Annotated in this window: 15 protein-coding genes; 11 read left to right on the top strand and 4 right to left on the bottom strand. The window is 53.1% G+C overall.

What is annotated here, in order from left to right:
- Nucleotides 1-105 precede the first annotated feature (105 nt).
- On the top strand, nt 106-600 hold the full coding sequence (locus ATY27_RS17600) for a winged helix-turn-helix transcriptional regulator (RefSeq protein WP_208931920.1): 495 nt from the start codon (nt 106-108) through the stop codon (nt 598-600).
- 113 nt (nt 601-713) lie between these two features.
- Nucleotides 714-1,292 carry a hypothetical protein gene (locus ATY27_RS17595; protein ID WP_208931918.1) on the top strand — a complete coding sequence of 193 codons (579 nt, stop codon included), beginning with the start codon at nt 714-716 and terminating at the stop codon, nt 1,290-1,292.
- Nucleotides 1,293-1,356: 64 nt separating this feature from the next.
- Here the strand turns inward: ATY27_RS17595 and ATY27_RS17590 are convergent, their stop codons facing one another.
- A complete protein-coding gene (locus ATY27_RS17590) occupies nt 1,357-2,013 on the bottom strand; it encodes a TIGR04211 family SH3 domain-containing protein (RefSeq protein WP_208931916.1) in 657 nt (218 codons plus the stop codon).
- A 144-nt stretch (nt 2,014-2,157) separates the two neighbouring features.
- On the opposite strand from ATY27_RS17590, the gene ATY27_RS17585 reads away from it, so the two are divergent.
- Both ATY27_RS17585 and glnE read left to right on the top strand, forming a co-directional pair.
- Complete coding sequence (locus ATY27_RS17585) at nt 2,158-3,069, top strand: CYTH domain-containing protein (protein WP_208931914.1); 912 nt, start codon at nt 2,158-2,160, stop codon at nt 3,067-3,069.
- A 23-nt stretch (nt 3,070-3,092) separates the two neighbouring features.
- Entirely contained in the window at nt 3,093-5,903 is a 2,811-nt protein-coding gene (gene glnE / locus ATY27_RS17580) for a bifunctional [glutamate--ammonia ligase]-adenylyl-L-tyrosine phosphorylase/[glutamate--ammonia-ligase] adenylyltransferase (RefSeq protein WP_208931912.1), read from the top strand.
- Here glnE and ATY27_RS17575 read toward each other — a convergent pair.
- The 3 genes from ATY27_RS17575 to tolC all read right to left on the bottom strand — a co-directional run bounded on the left by ATY27_RS17575 (nt 5,893) and on the right by tolC (nt 8,959).
- On the bottom strand, nt 5,893-6,498 hold the full coding sequence (locus tag ATY27_RS17575; protein WP_208931910.1) for a TcpQ domain-containing protein: 606 nt from the start codon (nt 6,496-6,498) through the stop codon (nt 5,893-5,895). The genes glnE and ATY27_RS17575 overlap by 11 nt on opposite strands.
- A gap of 97 nt (nt 6,499-6,595) precedes the next feature.
- The gene (gene lpxL, locus ATY27_RS17570) at nt 6,596-7,519 is read right to left on the bottom strand and encodes an LpxL/LpxP family Kdo(2)-lipid IV(A) lauroyl/palmitoleoyl acyltransferase (RefSeq protein ID WP_208931908.1); all 924 of its coding nucleotides are present in this window, start codon (nt 7,517-7,519) and stop codon (nt 6,596-6,598) included.
- Nucleotides 7,520-7,657: 138 nt separating this feature from the next.
- A complete protein-coding gene (gene tolC, locus ATY27_RS17565) occupies nt 7,658-8,959 on the bottom strand; it encodes an outer membrane channel protein TolC (protein ID WP_208931907.1) in 1,302 nt (433 codons plus the stop codon).
- 114 nt (nt 8,960-9,073) lie between these two features.
- Here tolC and nudF point away from each other — a divergent pair, with 114 nt between their 5' ends.
- The 7 genes from nudF to parC all read left to right on the top strand — a co-directional run bounded on the left by nudF (nt 9,074) and on the right by parC (nt 17,274).
- The gene (gene nudF / locus ATY27_RS17560; RefSeq protein WP_208931905.1) at nt 9,074-9,715 is read left to right on the top strand and encodes an ADP-ribose diphosphatase; all 642 of its coding nucleotides are present in this window, start codon (nt 9,074-9,076) and stop codon (nt 9,713-9,715) included.
- A 28-nt stretch (nt 9,716-9,743) separates the two neighbouring features.
- Nucleotides 9,744-10,202, top strand: coding sequence for a DUF1249 domain-containing protein (locus ATY27_RS17555; RefSeq protein WP_208931903.1), 459 nt, complete (start codon nt 9,744-9,746; stop codon nt 10,200-10,202).
- Entirely contained in the window at nt 10,199-10,951 is a 753-nt protein-coding gene (locus ATY27_RS17550; protein ID WP_244151353.1) for a metallophosphoesterase, read from the top strand. Before ATY27_RS17555 ends, ATY27_RS17550 begins: the two co-directional genes overlap by 4 nt.
- A complete protein-coding gene (locus ATY27_RS17545) occupies nt 10,948-11,523 on the top strand; it encodes a YqiA/YcfP family alpha/beta fold hydrolase (protein WP_208931899.1) in 576 nt (191 codons plus the stop codon). The genes ATY27_RS17550 and ATY27_RS17545 overlap by 4 nt, the downstream gene beginning before the upstream one ends.
- A gap of 81 nt (nt 11,524-11,604) precedes the next feature.
- The gene (parE, locus tag ATY27_RS17540) at nt 11,605-13,497 is read left to right on the top strand and encodes a DNA topoisomerase IV subunit B (RefSeq protein ID WP_208931898.1); all 1,893 of its coding nucleotides are present in this window, start codon (nt 11,605-11,607) and stop codon (nt 13,495-13,497) included.
- Between the two features lie 87 nt (nt 13,498-13,584).
- Nucleotides 13,585-14,979, top strand: coding sequence for a tetratricopeptide repeat protein (locus ATY27_RS17535; RefSeq protein WP_208931896.1), 1,395 nt, complete (start codon nt 13,585-13,587; stop codon nt 14,977-14,979).
- 27 nt (nt 14,980-15,006) lie between these two features.
- The gene (gene parC, locus ATY27_RS17530; protein WP_208931895.1) at nt 15,007-17,274 is read left to right on the top strand and encodes a DNA topoisomerase IV subunit A; all 2,268 of its coding nucleotides are present in this window, start codon (nt 15,007-15,009) and stop codon (nt 17,272-17,274) included.
- Nucleotides 17,275-17,496: the final 222 nt, after the last annotated feature.

Raw genomic sequence — 17,496 nt, 5'->3', positions numbered from 1 at the left:
TGCATTTTAGTGAAAGCACTACCGTATTTGGTGGCTAAATTTCGATTTAAACCATACATAATTTGGTTTTATAATGATTTAACCAGAAAAAATACGGAATCAGCTATGAATGCCAAAGGCCGGCCGTTAGACCGCATCGACAGAACCATTTTAGACACTCTGCAAAAGGATGGCCGGATTTCCAACGTGGAGCTGGCCAAACGTGTCAACCTAAGCCCAAGCCCCTGTATTGACCGGGTACGCAAGCTCGAGCAGGAAGGTTTTATCGAAGGGTATGGTGCCAAGTTGTCGGCCTCGAAACTTGGGCTCGGCACTGCCGCTTTTATTCAGGTCACTTTGGATCGCACCACCGGCGCTATCTTTGACCAGTTCCGCGACTCTGTCGTGCAAATCGCCGAAGTTGCCGAATGCCACATGGTGGCCGGTGGCTTTGATTATCTGCTGAAACTACGTTTATCCAGTATGGAAGCGTATCGCGCAGTATTAGGCCGGATTGTCGATTTACCGGGTGTATTACAAACTCATACTTATGTGGTGATCGAACAGGTGAAACAAGATTCGGGCCTGCCGCTGGACGACAAAACTCAGGATAAAAACTGAGTTTTGGAACTGATGCATGCCATGACAAAAGTCATGGTTTTTGATGACAAAGCACACTGACTGTCAAGGCGCAGAATCCGGATACTGACACCATCAAATCACGGAGGTGTGCCATGCAAAACAACAAATCGTTAGACCAGCAACTGATTGAATTTCGTAGCAAACGTTACCTGGCAATGCCACTGTCCGGCGCTATTATCTGGGCATTGATTGGCGCATTGTCTTTTGTGCTGACGCCTTATCAGCAAGTGATGGCGACTTTTATCGGCACTGGCAGCATCGTTTATCTGGCGATGGCTATTTCCAGGCTGACCGGTGAGAACATCAGTTTTCAGAAAAATACAGCACGCAATTGGTTTGATACGATTTTCCTCGCAGCCGTCGGCATGAGTTTTCTGGTGTTTGCCATCAGCATTCCGCTGTTCATGGAAAACTATCTGGCGCTGCCGTTCGCCCTGGCAGTACAGACCGGGTTGATGTGGCTGGTGTTTGGTGTCGTGGCAAAAGCGCCGGTGGCTTATGTCCATACCATTGTCCGCACAGTGGCCTGTGTGGCGGCCTATCTGACCCTGCCGCAGCACAGTTTCTGGTTGCAACCGCTGATTGTGGTGGTCTGTTACGGCTTTACCATTCCTGTACTGGAGATGCGGTACCGGGCGCAGCAAGTCTCGACTGCTGCAGTTACGGCATAAATTCTGACTCAGTAAAAACAAAGGGAGCCTGAGCTCCCATTGTTTTTTTTTCTATCTCAACGTCTTACATCCAGCGATCATTGCGCCGGCGTTTTGGTGTGATCAATGGCAAAATCAGACCAAATAAAATGCCGCCCAATAAAATGCCACCACCTATGACCATTTTGTTCTGCAGCAATTCCGGATTCTCTTCGGCCAGACGGGTAGTCAGCTGAGCGGTGGTTTGCTTGGCCAGCTCAGCCGATTTGACGGCTTCGTCGCGTTCGGCCTGCGCTTTGCTGACTTCCTGCTGTAAAGCCTGCCGTTCCTGCTCAAACTGCGCCGCAATCATTTCCTGCTGACCCAATTGTTGTTTCAGCGCTTCCAGATTGGCCTTCGGACTGGCGGTATAGCTGATGTATTCGCCACTGAGCCAGCCTTCCGCACCACTGGCATCCCGAATTTTAACAAAACCATTGGCCGGATTGTCGCCGATAAAGGTAACATTTTCGCCGGCGCGGACTGTCGAAATCGTGCGGTATTCATTGCCCGGGCCGGAACGCAGCGGCGTACTAAGACTGTCGATGATAAAGGCTGGCTTTTCGGCAACTACCGGTTTGGCCGGCGCTTCGGTTGCTGACTGCGCAACAGGTGCCGAACTTTGTTCAGCGGGGACTTGCTGCGCGGACGCAACAAAACTGGCCAATACAGTGGCGATACAAGCAGATTTCAGAGTAGACATAACAAATTCCGGTGGGCTGCAACAAGCATAATTGCGCCCGATCATAGGGAGTTGTGCTGAGGTTGACAAGCAAAAACACTTGCAGCATCAAAGGGGCTGGCTTAGTGTGCCTGACATATCGACTTGGTGTGATCAGGACCTGTTATGTCACTGGAAGTGGAACTGAAATTATTGTTACCGGCGCAGCAGGCTGCGGCCATTTTTACCGCTGTGGTGGACTATTGCCGCCAGCAGTTGCCCAACGTGCAGTGGGTCGGCGAAAAAACCTTATTCAATGCTTATTTTGAAACTGCGGACCAGTGGTTCCGCCATCACGACAGTGGCTTGCGCACCCGGCAAAAACAAGGTCAGTTTGAGCAGACGCTGAAACTGGCCGGTCAGCAGCATGGCGCTGCGCATATCCGGCCGGAATATAATGTACCAACCGCCGGTGTAGTGCCGGTCCTGAGCGCTTTTCCGGCGGAAGTCTGGCCGGTCGGCACCAATGTTGCGGCACTACAGGCCAATCTGCAGGAATTATTCCGCACAGATTTTGTCCGGCAGACCCTGCTGCTGCAAACCGCTGGCGGCGCGCGGATAGAGCTGGTGTTTGATCAGGGGACTGTGCTCGGCGGTGGCCAACAGGAATTGATCTGTGAGCTCGAGCTTGAATTGCAAAGCGGCGAAGTGGCGGAGATCTTCACACTGGCTGCGGCACTGGTGCAGCAATTCCCGTTGCAGCTGGGCGTGCAGTCCAAGGCTGAACGTGGTTATTTACTCGCCGCACAACAAGCACTGCAATGGCAGGATTTTCATCCTACCGGTACCCGGGCAGATGAGCTGGGCATATTTTTGCGGAATCAGTTGCTGGTCAACCAGGGGCTGGCGACGCAAGCCAAGCTGGATCTGCAATGGCAGCAGTGGTTAAGTCTGCTGGCCGCTGCACCTGCCGCTGCGCCGATCTGGTCGCTGGCGGCAGCGCTGGGGCCGCAACCGGCGCCACAGGCACTACAACATTGGTTATTGCAATACAGTATCTGGTTGCTTGACCCTGCCACGCTGAATCGCATCCTTTAACCAGCCTGATCCGGAGTCTGTCCATGTCGCAACAGTCCACTGCAACTTTATTAAATCTGCCGGCTGAACTGACTCAGGCACTGGCGCTGCAACGGGCGCAGCTGGATTTCAGCCTGTCTGAAGCGCAGGAGCGGCAACTACAGCAGTTATTGGCGGCCAGTCCACTGCTTGGTCGTTGCCTGAAACTACAGCCACAAATACTGGCAGGGTTCCTGAGCGGAGAACCTGGTTTCAGTGCGCCGGATCTGAGCCAGCCGCATTCTGAAGCACAGGCCATGGCGGCGCTGCGCCGCTACCGCAATGCCAGCTTGTGTCAAATTCTGGCCGATGACCTGTTGCGCGCACAGGACATCAGCACGGCACTGCAGCGCGTGTCGGCGTTGGCTGACGAGCTGATTAATCTGGCCTATCGTTGGGCCTGGCAGGAACTCACGCCGCAATGGGGCCAGCCGCTCGACAGTGCCGGTCAGGTGATGCCATTGCTGATTTTAGGCATGGGCAAACTGGGCGGCGGCGAGCTGAATTTTTCCTCAGATATCGATCTGATTTTTGTTTACCCGGAAAATGGCGACACCAGCGGCGGCCGGCGCAGCACCGAAAATCAGCAGTTTTATACCAAACTCGGGCAGAAAATCATTCTGCTGCTGAACCAGGTCACGGCCGATGGTTTTGTTTACCGCGTGGATATGCGCTTACGACCTTTTGGCGACAGCGGCCCGCTGGTGCTGAGCTTTGCCGCCTTTGAAGATTATTATCAGGCGCAGGGCCGCGACTGGGAACGTTATGCGATGTTAAAGGCGCGCATTCTGAATCCGGTGGCGCCTTTTGCCGCCGAACTGCAGGCGATGCTGAAACCCTTTGTATACCGGCGTTATATCGATTATTCGGCGATTGAATCGTTACGGCGGATGAAACAGCTGATTGAACAGGAAAACCGCCGGCGCAACCGCGTCGACAACATCAAACTCGGCGCCGGTGGCATCCGCGAAGTGGAGTTTATTATTCAGACGCTGCAGCTGATCCGTGGCGGGCGTATCCCGGCTATTCAACAGCAATCGATTTTTGCCGCGATGCAGGCGTTGTTGCAGGAAGGATTGTTAGATCCTGAGGCAGAGCAAATCCTGTTTCATGATTATCTGTGGCTGCGCCGGGTCGAACATCACCTGCAGGGCATGGATGATCAGCAAACCCAGACGTTGCCGGCGGATACGTTGAGCCGGCAGCGTCTGGTGCTGGCACTGCAGGCCGCCGACTGGCCGGCACTGCAGCAGCAGATTAATGACGCGATGGCGCGAATTCACCAGCAATTCCGCCTGGTGATAGCTCAGGAAGAGCAAACGGAGCCACAGGAGTTGTTGCTGGGGCGCATGTTGTGGGACAGCGAGCAGTCAGCGGCCGAACTTGCTGAACATCTGGACTGGCTGACGCCGGCTGATGCTGAGCTGCTGATGCAACATCTGCAGCAGTTTAAAGCGGACAGTCAAAAACGCCAGGTTGGTCCGCGCGGGCGGGAATTGCTGGCAAAACTATTACCGTCATTGCTGCACGGGGTGGAGCAGGAACAGGCAGGGCCTCTGGTGCTGGAGCGGGTGCTTGGCGTGCTGCGGCAAATCGTCTCGCGTACCGCTTATCTGGAGTTATTATTTGAAAACCCGCCGGCGTTGCAGCAACTGATTAAACTCTGTGGCCGCAGTGGCTGGCTGGCGGAACATCTGGCGCGTTATCCGATGTTACTGGATGAACTGATTGATCCGGAGCTGCTGTATCAGGTCGCGACCGTTGCGGATTACCGCGATAGATTGCGCCAGCAAATGCTGCGGGTGCCGCCAGACGATCTGGAATTGGTGATGGAAGCGCTGCGCCAATACAAGCAAGCCCAGACATTGCGCATCGCTGCGGCCGATATCACCGGCATTTTGCCACTGATGAAAGTGTCTGATCATCTGACCTGGCTGGCTGAAGCGCTGATCGAGACGGTGGTCGAACTGGCGTGGCAACAAATGGCGGATAAATACGGCTATCCGGCCGGGCTCGATGCACACAGCAACAAAGGTTTTGCGGTGATTGCCTACGGCAAACTGGGCGGGCTGGAACTGGGGTATGGTTCGGATTTGGATTTGGTTTTCCTGCATCAGTGTGATTCGCTGGCGCCAACCAGCGGCGCGCGTGGCATTGATTCGCGCCAGTTTTACTTAAAGCTGGTGCAGCGGATTTTGCATCTGTGCACCACCCGCACAACCAGCGGGCTGTTGTATGAGGTCGACACCCGATTGCGGCCATCCGGCAATGCCGGCCTGTTGACAGTGCATGTAGATACTTATGGTGAATATCTGCGCCAGGACGCCTGGACCTGGGAACATCAGGCGTTGGCACGTACCCGGCTGATATACGGAGACGCGGCGATCGCCAGCCGCTTTGAGCAAATTCGGGCAGAAATTCTGGCAAAACCAAGAGATCTCGAAGCGTTACGCGGCGAAGTGCGGGACATGCGGCAAAAACTGCGTGAACATCATGGCGTGGCATCGACCGAAGTGAAACACCGGGCAGGCGGTATTGTGGACTTAGAATTTATCAGTCAGTTTCTGGTGCTTGGTTATGGCGCTGTATATCCGGCGCTTTACCAATACAGCGACAATATCCGCATTCTGGATGCTGCCGCAGCCTGCGGCCTGATGTCATTGGCTCAGGCAGAACAGCTACAGCGGGCGTACCAGCAATTGCGCAGCAGCAGCCATCGTCAGACCTTAGCGCCGGCAGAAGTGGCGGTAGAAGATTTGACCGGGGCCGAGCAGCAGGTGAGGGATGCCTGGCAGCAGTTTATGTTCAGCGTTTAGTTTCTTCGGCGTTCAGGTGCTGACAGTTTTGCTCGACAAACAGATTAGGCTTGTCGGTCAGCACAGCTGCCCGTTGTTTCGGGCAAAAATATGCGCGCACCGGAGACTCAAAATCCGGTGCTATGGCTTTTGCGATATCTTTCAGCGTTTTTAGATAATTGCCTTCGCTTTGGAAGTAATGCTTCACCACATAATCCCGCGGCAAAGTCCAAATCAGTTCCATGTTTTCCTGGTTGGCAAAGTCGATCATTTGTTCGCGTACTTTACTGCCAGGTTCAAACTTACGGTTGGCGATAGTACCGCTCCAGTTTGCCGGCATTTCCGGTACTGTATTGGTGCGGTTTTCCAGCGTAGTCGTCAGCTGGTCACTGGTGTCAGTCAGTTTGATAATAAATTCTTTTGATTTGTCGACACTGGTATCCAAGGAATACCGGAGCTGCTCGTAAAAATTGGTGAATTCCATCGCCGCAGCTTTTTTGACTTCAATTTTGACTGGCTCAGCTTTGGGCAGTAACAGATCAGGGTAAAACAACAAAACCCCGGCAAGGGCAAATAAAATAACCAATGCTGTGATGTGCTTAAACCAAAATCCCATCGTAACTGCCCTGTCGGTATTTGAGCCTTCATACTAAACCGTGCAGCATGCAGATGCCAGTAGCTTTTCTGCTAGGCGGTACAACGCACCGCAGATATTAATACAGTGAAGGCGCGTCCGGATCCGGTCGTGTTTTAAAACGGCGGTGCACCCACATATATTGCTCCGGATGCTGCAGAATCGCCTGTTCCACCCACTGATTCACCCGGCAAATCGCGGCGTATTCATCGTGGCCCGGGAAATCGGTCAGCGCTGGCAATGCCTCAATTTGATAGCCCTGATAGTGAGGGAGTTTGCTGGTGTATATCGGGATCACGGCGCAATTGGCGGCGCTGGCAAATAACAGCGTGCCATTGGTGCAAGCGGTCTCTTTGACTGCAAAAAATGGCGCAAAGATGGCGCGGTTGCGGCCGTAGTCCTGATCTGGCAAATAAAAACACACTTCGCCGTCGTTCAGCGCTTTGATCAGTGATTTCACATCGCGTTTGCCAATCATGTATTTATTGCCGCGACTGCGGCCACGGTACATAAAGAATTCCATCAGTGCATTGTTGTGTGGCCGGTAAAAGCCAATACTCGGATGGGTCAGGCCAAACACCCGGCAGGCCGCTTCCAGATGTAACATATGCGACGCCAGCAACAAGACGCCCTTGCCTTTGGCCAGTTCGGCCTGAATATGTTCATAGCCTTTAAAGTGAGCGAAGCGACGGATCCGCCATGTTGGCCACCACCAGCCAATCAGCGTTTCTATTGCCGCACAGCCGGTTTCTTCCGCATTGCGTTGTACCAGTCGCTCCCGTTCGTCGTTGGGCATATCGGGAAAACACAGTTCGAGATTGCGCCGGGCGATGCGGCCACGCGATTTAAGCAATTTAAAGCTGAGTCGGCCGAGACCCCGGCCAAGCAACATCAGCACCCGGTATGGCAGCCAACTGATTAAATAAGCGATGCCGAGAGCCAGCCACAGCAGCCAATAACGGGGGTGAAGTAAGGTCAGAGAAAATGGCGGCGCCTGATACACAAGAAATCCTTGCAGCTGAAAACCGGCTATTGTAACGAAAAGTGCGAAGCTGCACAGGGCAGAAACAAAAAGGCCACACTGGTCTGAGCTTTGTCAGGTCCGGTGTGGCCTTGTTTCAGCAATTAACTTTGCCGTGAATTACACGCCCAGTGCGGCGTTGACAGTCGCCAGATCGGCTTCAGTCAGGGTTCCGGCTGCTTGTTTCAGCGACAGCACGGCCAGGATGTAGTCGTAACGTTGTTTGGTCAGATTGCGGCGTGCATCAAACAGGTTGCGCGTGCTGATCAGCACGTCGACAATAGTCCGTGTACCCACTTCAAAACCAGCTTCAGTGGCTTTTAATGCACTTTCAGCTGAAACTACCGCCTGTTCCAGTGCCTTAATACCAGCAATGGCCGCACCGACGTTGTTGTAGTTCACCCGAACCTGGCGTACTACAGAGCGATGGCCCAGTTCCAGATCTTCGCTGGTGGCTACGTAGTTTGCGCGTTGCTGCTCTGTTGAGGCAGAAGTGGCACCGCCGGAATAGATAGGTACAGTCAGGCCAACACCGATACTTTCACTGTCTTGCTGGCGGATATTGCTACTGTCTTGCAGCGTTTTAGTCGCACTCAGACCCACTGTTGGGTAATGTCCGGCTTCCGCTAAGTCGATATTGTTTTGTGCAATTTCAACGGCCAGTTTGCGCGCCTGCAGATCCAGATTGTTAGTTTCTGCAATCGACACCCATTCTACTACGTTGGCAGGTTTTGGCGCCGTTGCATTGAACTTGCTGGTATTCAGCGGGCTCAGCTGTGAATGGTATTCACCGGTAATTTCCTGCAGCGATTCGCGGGCATTTTCCAGCGCGTTAGTCGCGGCGATTTCGCGGGCGACCACGCTGTCATATTGCGCTTGTGCTTCGTGTACATCAGTAATGGCAGTCAGACCCACAGCGAAACGTTGTTTGGTTTGTTCCAGCTGACGTTCTACGGCGCGTTTTTCCGCGACCACAAAAGTTAAATCGTCGTTCGCGCTTAACACGCTAAAATAGGCCTGAGAGACCCGGACAATTACTGCCTGTAATGCAGCGTTGTAATAGGTCTGGCCTTGTAAGGCCGTTTTTTCGGCATTTGATAATCTTTCCCAGTCACCCCAGTTAAAAATGGATTGTTCCAGATTCAGGGTATTGGTGTAGCCAGTGCCGGTGGCGCTCATGCCATTGCCAACATCTTTACGGCTTTTACCGTAGTCACTTTTAAAACCAATGCTGGGCAGGAATTGTGATTTACTGATATCGATACCGGCTTTGGCAGCATCGCGCTGCGCGGCTGATTTCAGTACTTGTGGGTCTTTTTTCAGTGCCAGCTGATAAACGTTTTGCAGGTTCTCCGCGCTGGCTTGCAGGCTGAACAAGCCGAGGGCCGCGCACACCAATGAACATAAAGCAGTTTTTTTCATAACCAGGTTCCATGGAAAACAAAATTGAACGGATATTAACGTGTTCGCGTACACTAAGTCGAACCGATCGCGTAAAAGTTGACGCCCCAAGTGTAACAGAATGTGAGCCCCGAGATGGCTGAAAACAAAGCAATTAATTATCCGGCATTCGCCGCAAAAGATGTGGAAATTCACGGTGAACACACCGTTTTCCACGGTTTTTTTACGATGAAATCGTATCAGTTCCGCCACCGGTTGTTTCAGGGCGGCTGGAGTGACCTTGTTACAAGGGAGATCTTCGAACGCGGTGATGCGGTGGTGGTGTTGCCGTTTAACCCGCACAGCGACGAAGTGGTGCTGATTGAGCAGTTCCGGTTTGGTGCCATGCGCAGTTCCGTCACACCATGGTTACTGGAAGCCGTCGCCGGTATGTTTGGCCCGGCTGAACAGCCCGAGCAGGTCGCAAGGCGGGAAGCCGCTGAAGAAGCCGGATTGTCGCTGGGCCGGATGATGCCGTTGCTGAGCTATCTGAGCAGCCCGGGCGGCACCACTGAGCGTATCCATTTGTTTCTCGGCGAGTTAACAGGCCCGGTTCAGGCTGGCGTGTTTGGTCTGGCGGAAGAACATGAAGATATCAAAGTCCATGTCATGCAACGGCAACAGGCGGTCGATTTACTGAATGCCGGTAAAATCGACAATGCAGCGACTGTCATTGCGTTACAATGGTTGTCTTTGCACCTGGAGTCGGTACGAAAACAATGGGCTGTACCGGCCTGAATTGACCAGAATGGGATCCTCGTCAGCGATGAGTTTGAGCAAACAACGGCGATATCAGCCTTATGTGCCGGATTTTCTGAGTCTGTGTGAACGCAATTACGCGCAGCTGCGCCATTTGTTGCCGCGTTCCGGTCAGGTTGGTGATGCCGTGCAAATTCAGGTCAGTGCTGCAGATAAGTACCTGCTGAAACTGCAGGAACTCTGCAAATTCACCAGTACAATCCGCATTGAACACATCAGTGAACCGTTGTTTTCTGAGCAGGTGATCAGCTGGTTACGTCCTCAATTCGAAGTGCGTTTATATCATGATGCGCGGCTGGCTGAAGTGGTGGCTTGTCAGCAGGTCAGGCAGTTCAAGGCTGTCTATGACTACCCGAATACCGATATGTTACTGCCCGATGAAAAACGCCAGATTAATCTGCTGCTGCGCGACTGGCTCAGTTTGTGTCGGGCCCAAGGGCTATGCAGCGCCGTGGTGTTGCTGTGACTGATGCTGTATTCCACTGGCCTGTTCCTTCGCTGGTCCAAATCACCGATTGCCATTTGTTAGCCACGCCGGATGCATGGTATCAGGGCATCAGGCCATACCAGCATTTACACCGGGTTTTGGACTGTCTGCGGGCTGAAGCGCCGCTATTGATCCTGACTGGTGATTTGACCGAAGATCACAGTGCTGACTCGTACGCATTATTGCAGCAGTTGCTGGCCGACTGGCCGGCGCCGGTGTTTTTGCTGCCGGGTAATCATGATGAGCGGGTTGCACTTGAACAACTAAGTCAGCAGCCACCATTTCGGCCCGAGCGCCGGCTGGCGCTGCCGGGTTGGCAGCTGTGGTTACTCGACAGCAAAGGCGACACGCCGGCCGGTAGTTTTCCAGCTGAGCGGCTGGCTACGCTGGAGCAATGGCTGATCGACAGTGCTGATACGCAGATCTTCTGGTTTTGCCATCACCATTTACTGCCGGTGGGCAGTTTTATCGACCGGTTTGATCAGCAGGACAAAGCCGGTTTGCTGGCGATGTTACAGCGTGAGCCGCGCCTGCGCGGGCTGGCACATGGCCATTGCCATCACGCCTATCAATATCAGTTACCGGAGTTTGTCCAAGTGGGCTGCCCGGCCAGCTCAGTCCAGTTTTTACAGACGCCGGACTGGCAGACGCAGGACCAAGGTCCACGCGCCTGTCGCTGGGTGTTTTTGCCGGATGGCCGTCTGCAGTGGGAGTTTTTACAGTTTTGACGTCACAACATATTGTCTATTTACATGGTTTTGCCAGCTCGTCTTTGTCAGAAAAAGCGTTGCTGGTGCGCGATTATTTTCAGCAACATCTGCCGCAGCATCAATTGTCGATACCGGATTTACCCTATACGCCGGCCGAAGCCTGGCAGGAATTGCAGCTGCTTTGCGTACAGAAACCTCCGCAGCTGATCATTGGCAGCTCTTTAGGTGGTTTTCTGGCGACGGCACTGGCGGAGCAATATGGCTGTCGGGCAGTTCTGATCAATCCGGCGGTGCGGCCGCATTTGTTATTACAACAGCATTTGGGCCGTTATTATCATCCGGTGCGGCAGCAGCACTATGAAGTGCGGGCCGATCATCTGCCGTTGTTGGAAGAATTACAGGTACAGCAACTGCGCCGGCCAGCACAATATCTGGTGTTATTGCAAAGCGGTGACGAGGTGCTGGACTATCGTCAGGCGCTGGATTTTTATCAACAATGTCAGACAGATGTACAAGAAGGCGGCGATCACAGCTATCAGAACCTGCAAAGCCGGCTGGCGGATATTGTCAATTTCGGCCAATTAGCGTAAAACACTGTGAATTGATACAGCCTCAGGTACAGTCCTGTTGGACCCGCGCCTTCAACGCATTTCAGACTCCGGAACCTATGCATGACAGAACAACAATATAATGCCGATTCCATTGAGGTCCTGACGGGCCTTGAGCCGGTGCAGCGTCGCCCGGGCATGTACACCGACACATCGCGCCCGAATCATCTGGCGCAGGAAGTCATCGATAACAGTGTTGACGAAGCGTTAGCCGGTCATGCCGACACTGTTCAGGTTATTCTGCATGCGGATCAGTCGATTGAAGTCATTGATAACGGCCGTGGTATGCCGGTGGATATTCACCCGGAAGAAGGCGTCAGCGGCGTCGAACTGATCCTGTGCCGGCTGCATGCCGGTGGTAAATTTTCCAACAAAAACTATCAGTTCTCCGGTGGTCTGCACGGCGTTGGGATCTCGGTCGTCAATGCCTTATCCAGCCGGGTTGAAGTGTCGGTCCGCCGCGACGGCAATGTCTATGAAATGGCGCTGGAACATGGCCATAAAGTCAGTGAACTGGCGATCACCGGGACTGTCGGTAAGCGCAATACCGGCACCCGCGTGCGCTTCTGGGCCGATCCGAAGTATTTTGATTCCCCAAAATTTTCGGTCAGCCGGCTGCTGCATGTCTTAAAAGCCAAAGCCGTGTTATGTCCGGGCCTGACCGTCAAATTCGAAGACAAAATTAACGATCAGAGTTACAGCTGGTGTTACATCGCCGGGATCCGCGATTACCTGATTGACGCGGTGAAAGAATCGGTGACCCTTCCCGAGTTGCCGTTTGTCGGCGCTTTTTCTGCCAGCACTGAAGCCGTTGACTGGGCGGTGTTATGGCTGCCGGAAGGCGGCGAACTGCTGACCGAAAGTTATGTCAATTTGATCCCGACTGCACAAGGCGGTACCCACGCCAATGGTCTGCGCCAGGGCTTATTGGAAGCGCTGCGCGAATTCTGTGAATTCCGTAATTTGCTGCCGCGTGGCATCAAGCTGACACCGGAAGATGTCTGGGATCGCTGTGCTTACATTCTGTCACTGAAAATGCAGGAACCGCAGTTTGCCGGCCAGACTAAAGAACGATTATCAAGCCGGCAAGCGTCCAGCTTTGTCACCGGCGTGGTCAAAGACAGTTTCAGCCTGTGGCTGAATGAACATACTGAAGTCGCCCAAGCGCTGGCGGAGTTCTGCATCAATAATGCACAAAAACGCTTACGTGCTGAGAAGAAAATTGTGCGGAAAAAGGTCACAGCAGGCCCGGCATTACCGGGCAAACTGGCCGATTGCAGTGGCTCCGATGTCAGCCGCTCAGAGCTTTTTCTGGTGGAGGGCGATTCAGCGGGCGGTTCGGCCAAACAAGCACGTGACCGCGAATATCAGGCGGTGATGCCGTTACGCGGGAAAATTCTGAATACCTGGGAAGTCGATTCGGAGCAAATTCTGGCATCGCAGGAAGTGCATGATATTTCAGTCGCGATTGGGCTGGATCCGAATTCAACGGACCTGTCACAACTGCGTTATGGCAAAGTTTGTATTCTGGCCGACGCCGACTCAGACGGTCTGCACATTGCCACCTTACTTTGTGCGTTGTTTATGCAACATTTCCGCACCCTGGTTGATGCCGGTCATGTATTTGTTGCGATGCCGCCGTTGTACCGCATCGACATTGGCAAAGATGTCTATTACGCGCTGGATGAAGATGAAAAAAATGGCATTCTCGATCGGCTGGAAGCAGAGAAAAAGCGCGGCAAAATCAATGTGCAACGCTTTAAAGGCCTCGGTGAAATGAACCCGTTGCAACTGCGCGAAACCACGATGGATCCGAACACGCGCCGGCTGGTGCAGCTGACCATCGATGATGAACGCCAGACGCTGGAAATGATGGATATGTTGCTGGCGAAGAAACGCGCCAATGACCGCAAGGACTGGCTGGAGCATAAGGGCGATCGCGCTATCCTGGCCTAACGTGAATACGTCCGGGGATTGTCAGCCTTGATTGGTCACGGTACTCTGAGCCGCAAATTTATGCACTTTGGATGAATTATTATTACTATGAAAGTCTGTGCAGCAATATTACTGAGTTGTCTGTGGTGTTGGTCAGCGTCCGTGCTGGCCAACAATGACAGCACTGCAGCGTTACCGGAATGGATGCTGCAAATTCAACAACAGAAAAATATTCAGCCTGAAGCTATGTTACAGCAGGCGCTGAGCCATGAAGCCGAGTTTGGCAACTGGAATGCCACGCTGCAGGCCAGCTGGCTGAATGAATTATCGCTGATTTATGAGGCATTGGGCCGGCATCGCGATCAATTAGCGGCGGCAGAGCGCGGGCTGGCGCTGGTGCCGGATTTACTCAGTAAAACCCATGTCGAATTGCTGTTTAGCATGGGCTATGCACTGGAAATGCATCGGGAATATGCACAAGCCAATGAATATTATAAAAAAGGCATGGCGTTAGCGACCGAGCTGAAAGACGAAAAACTGATGATCCTGGGACAACTTAATCTGGCGGCGATGCTGGCGGAAGAAAATCAGGATCAGGATGCATTGGAAACGTTAAAACAAGCCTATGACCGCGCCGTGAAGCTTGGCGATAAAGAAACATTGGCCAGTGTTAATGCCGAATTAGGTCTGATGTACACCATGCTGATGAGCGATGAAGAAGCGCGCAAGCTGCTGGAAGAATCCTATCGCTTATTCGATGAGCTGGGCTGGGAGAAAAGCAAAATTTCAGTCTGGTACAATCTGGCGATGACCTACCGTAACCAGAGCAAGCCGGAACTGGCGCTGGAAATTTTCGACAAAATGCTGAAAGCCAGCTTGCAGGCCGAAGATCCGGTGCAGTCTTATTATGCTTATCTGGGCCTCGCGACGACCCACCGCGGGATGAAAAAGTACGATGCCGCTGTGTCTTACATGGAGCAGGCCGATACGTACCTGCCGTATCTGCAATCGACTTATCAGCTCAGCGAGCATCATTTTGAAAAAGCGCTGATTTACCGCGCATTGGGCCAGACCAGCCTGGCCTTTCAGGAAGTGGATTTGGCGGCAGAGACGCTTGGTAACCAGCGCAACGTGTCGGACAAATTTTTTGCCTTACATTTTGACCGGTTAAAATCGCATTTGTATGCCGACAATGGTGACTTTGAGAAAGCCTACAGCCTGCTCGATCAGTTCTTCAAAAATTATGTCAGCCTGCAAGACGATAAACGCGATTTGCAGGTGCAAAAGCTGCGTTTGAGCTTTGATGCTGAGCGCCAACAGGCGAAAAACGAGTTGTTGCAAAAGGACAATGAGCTGCAGGCTCTGCGATTACAGGAAGTAGAACGTAAGCGTCAGATCCAATGGTTGTGGATTGGGCTGTTTGCCAGCACCAGTCTGATCCTGCTGACATTATTGCTGTGGCAGTGGCGACGCCGTCGTCAGAGTCTTTCAGCCACAGAATAAGGCTAATTTTGCCGAAAAGGGTAATGCATGACTGATATCATCATCAGCGCCGACGGGATTGAACAACGCCCGATGCGGCTTTTTACTGAAGAAGCCTATCTCAATTATTCGATGTACGTGATTATGGACCGGGCGTTACCGCATATCGGTGACGGCTTGAAGCCGGTGCAGCGCCGCATCGTTTATGCCATGTCTGAGCTCGGCTTGTCGCACGTTGCGAAATATAAAAAGTCCGCCCGTACCGTTGGTGACGTGTTGGGTAAGTTCCACCCGCATGGCGACAGTGCCTGTTACGAAGCGATGGTGCTGATGGCGCAGCCATTTTCGTACCGTTATCCGTTGGTTGATGGCCAGGGCAACTGGGGCGCACCGGATGACCCGAAATCATTCGCTGCAATGCGTTACACCGAAGCAAAGCTGTCGCGTTTCAGCGAGCTGCTGTTAAGTGAGTTGGGGCAGGGCACGGTTGACTGGATCCCAAATTTCGACGGCACACTGGATGAACCCAAAGTACTGCCAGCCCGCTTGCCGCATATCCTGCTGAACGGTGTCACCGGTATCGCGGTCGGTATGGCCACAGACATTCCACCGCACAATGTGCGCGAAATTACCGACGCCGCCTGCCATTTATTGGACAACCCGACCGCGTCAGTGCCGGACTTGCTGCAGTATGTCAAAGGGCCGGATTATCCAACCGACGCCGAAATTATCACGCCGCAGCATGAATTGCAGACCATTTATGAAACCGGTCGTGGCAGTGTGCGGATGCGGGCAATTTATACCGTTGAAGATGGTGATATCGTCATTACCGCGTTGCCGCATCAGACTTCCGGCGCCAAAGTGCTGGAACAAATCGCCGCGCAGATGAATGCGAAAAAGCTGCCGATGGTGTCAGACCTGCGCGATGAATCAGACCACGAAAGCCCGACCCGTATCGTGGTGGTGCCACGCTCCAACCGCATCGACGTTGAACAACTGATGCAGCATCTGTTCGCCACGACGGATTTAGAAAAATCCTACCGGGTGAATTTGAATATCCTTGGCCTCGATCAACGGCCGCGGGTGAAAAACCTGCTGGAAATTCTCAGCGAATGGCTGGTGTTCCGCCGCGATACCGTGCGCCGCCGCTTGCAATATCGCCTTGATAAAGTGCTCGACCGGCTGCATGTGCTGGAAGCCCTGTTAATCGCGTTTCTGAATATTGACGAAGTGATCCGCATTATTCGCGAAAACGATGAGCCGAAGCCGGTACTGATCGAGCGGTTTTTACTGACTGATCGTCAGGCCGAAGCGATTCTGGAACTGAAACTGCGTCACCTGGCGAAACTCGAAGAGTTTAAAATTCGCGCCGAGCAGGACGAGCTGAACAAAGAGCGTGAATATTTGCAGGGCATTTTGGGCAGTGAAAGCAAACTGACTAAACTGATCCGCACTGAATTGCTCGCTGATGCGAAAAAATACGGTGATGACCGCCGTAGCCCGATCGTTCAACGCGAAGAAGCCAAAGCGCTCAGTGAAAAAGAGTTGCTGCCGAGTGAAGCGGTCACAGTGATCCTGTCGGAAAAAGGCTGGGTGCGCTGTGCCAAAGGCACCGACGTGGATGGTAATAGTCTGCAATACAAAGCTGGTGACGGCTTTAAGTCGGCTGCGAGCGGCCGTAGCAATCAATATGCGGCATTTATCGATTCCAGTGGCCGTAGTTTTGCCGCCGAAGCACATGATCTGCCATCGGCTCGTGGTCAGGGCGAGCCGTTAACCACACGGTTCGCTTTAGTGGCCGGCGAGAATTTCGAGCATGTGCTGATGGCTGAGAACCAGCTTCAGCTGTTGATCGCCAGCGATGCGGGTTACGGTTTTGTCGCGAGCTTCGAAGATCTGATCAGCCGCAACAAGGCCGGCAAAGCGCTGCTGAGTCTGCCGACTGGCGCCAAAGTGATGACGCCGCAGCCGATTAAAGATCCGGCCACTGATCAGGTGGTGGCGATTTCGAATGAAGGCCGCATGCTGGTATTCCCGGTGTCTGAGCTGCCGAAACTGGCTAAAGGTAAAGGCAATAAGATCCTCAGTATCGCCTCAGCGCGTGCCGCCAGCCGTGAAGAGTATCTGAAAATTCTGGCCGTCGTGCCGGCCGACAGCGGTGTCACTTTAGTGGCCGGTAAACGCAAGATGACGATCAAAGCCACTGATCTGGCACATTATGTTGGTGAACGTGGCCGGCGGGGGAATAAGTTACCGCGTGGGCTACAGCGTATCGATGAGCTGTTGGTCGGCGAAGTCGGTGACTCCGCACTGTAATCTGGAACAGAAACCACCTGCGGGTGGTTTCTGCTTTCTGATGCCTGACAGTAGGCCGGCGATGACCCTGGTCCTGGGGAAGGACAAGTGCTGTTACTGCGTCCGGTTCAGTACACAGTTGTGCTCTGGATTAGCAAAACTTTAGCTGACTACGCAACAAATCTGGCTGAATACCGGCAACTCTGCACAGATCAAACCAGCGTACAGCTGTAAACAGTTTAT

Source organism: Rheinheimera sp. F8, from assembly GCF_001518915.1.
The sequence above is the reverse complement of the archived record's forward strand: the minus strand, read 5'-3'. Positions and strand labels throughout refer to the sequence as shown.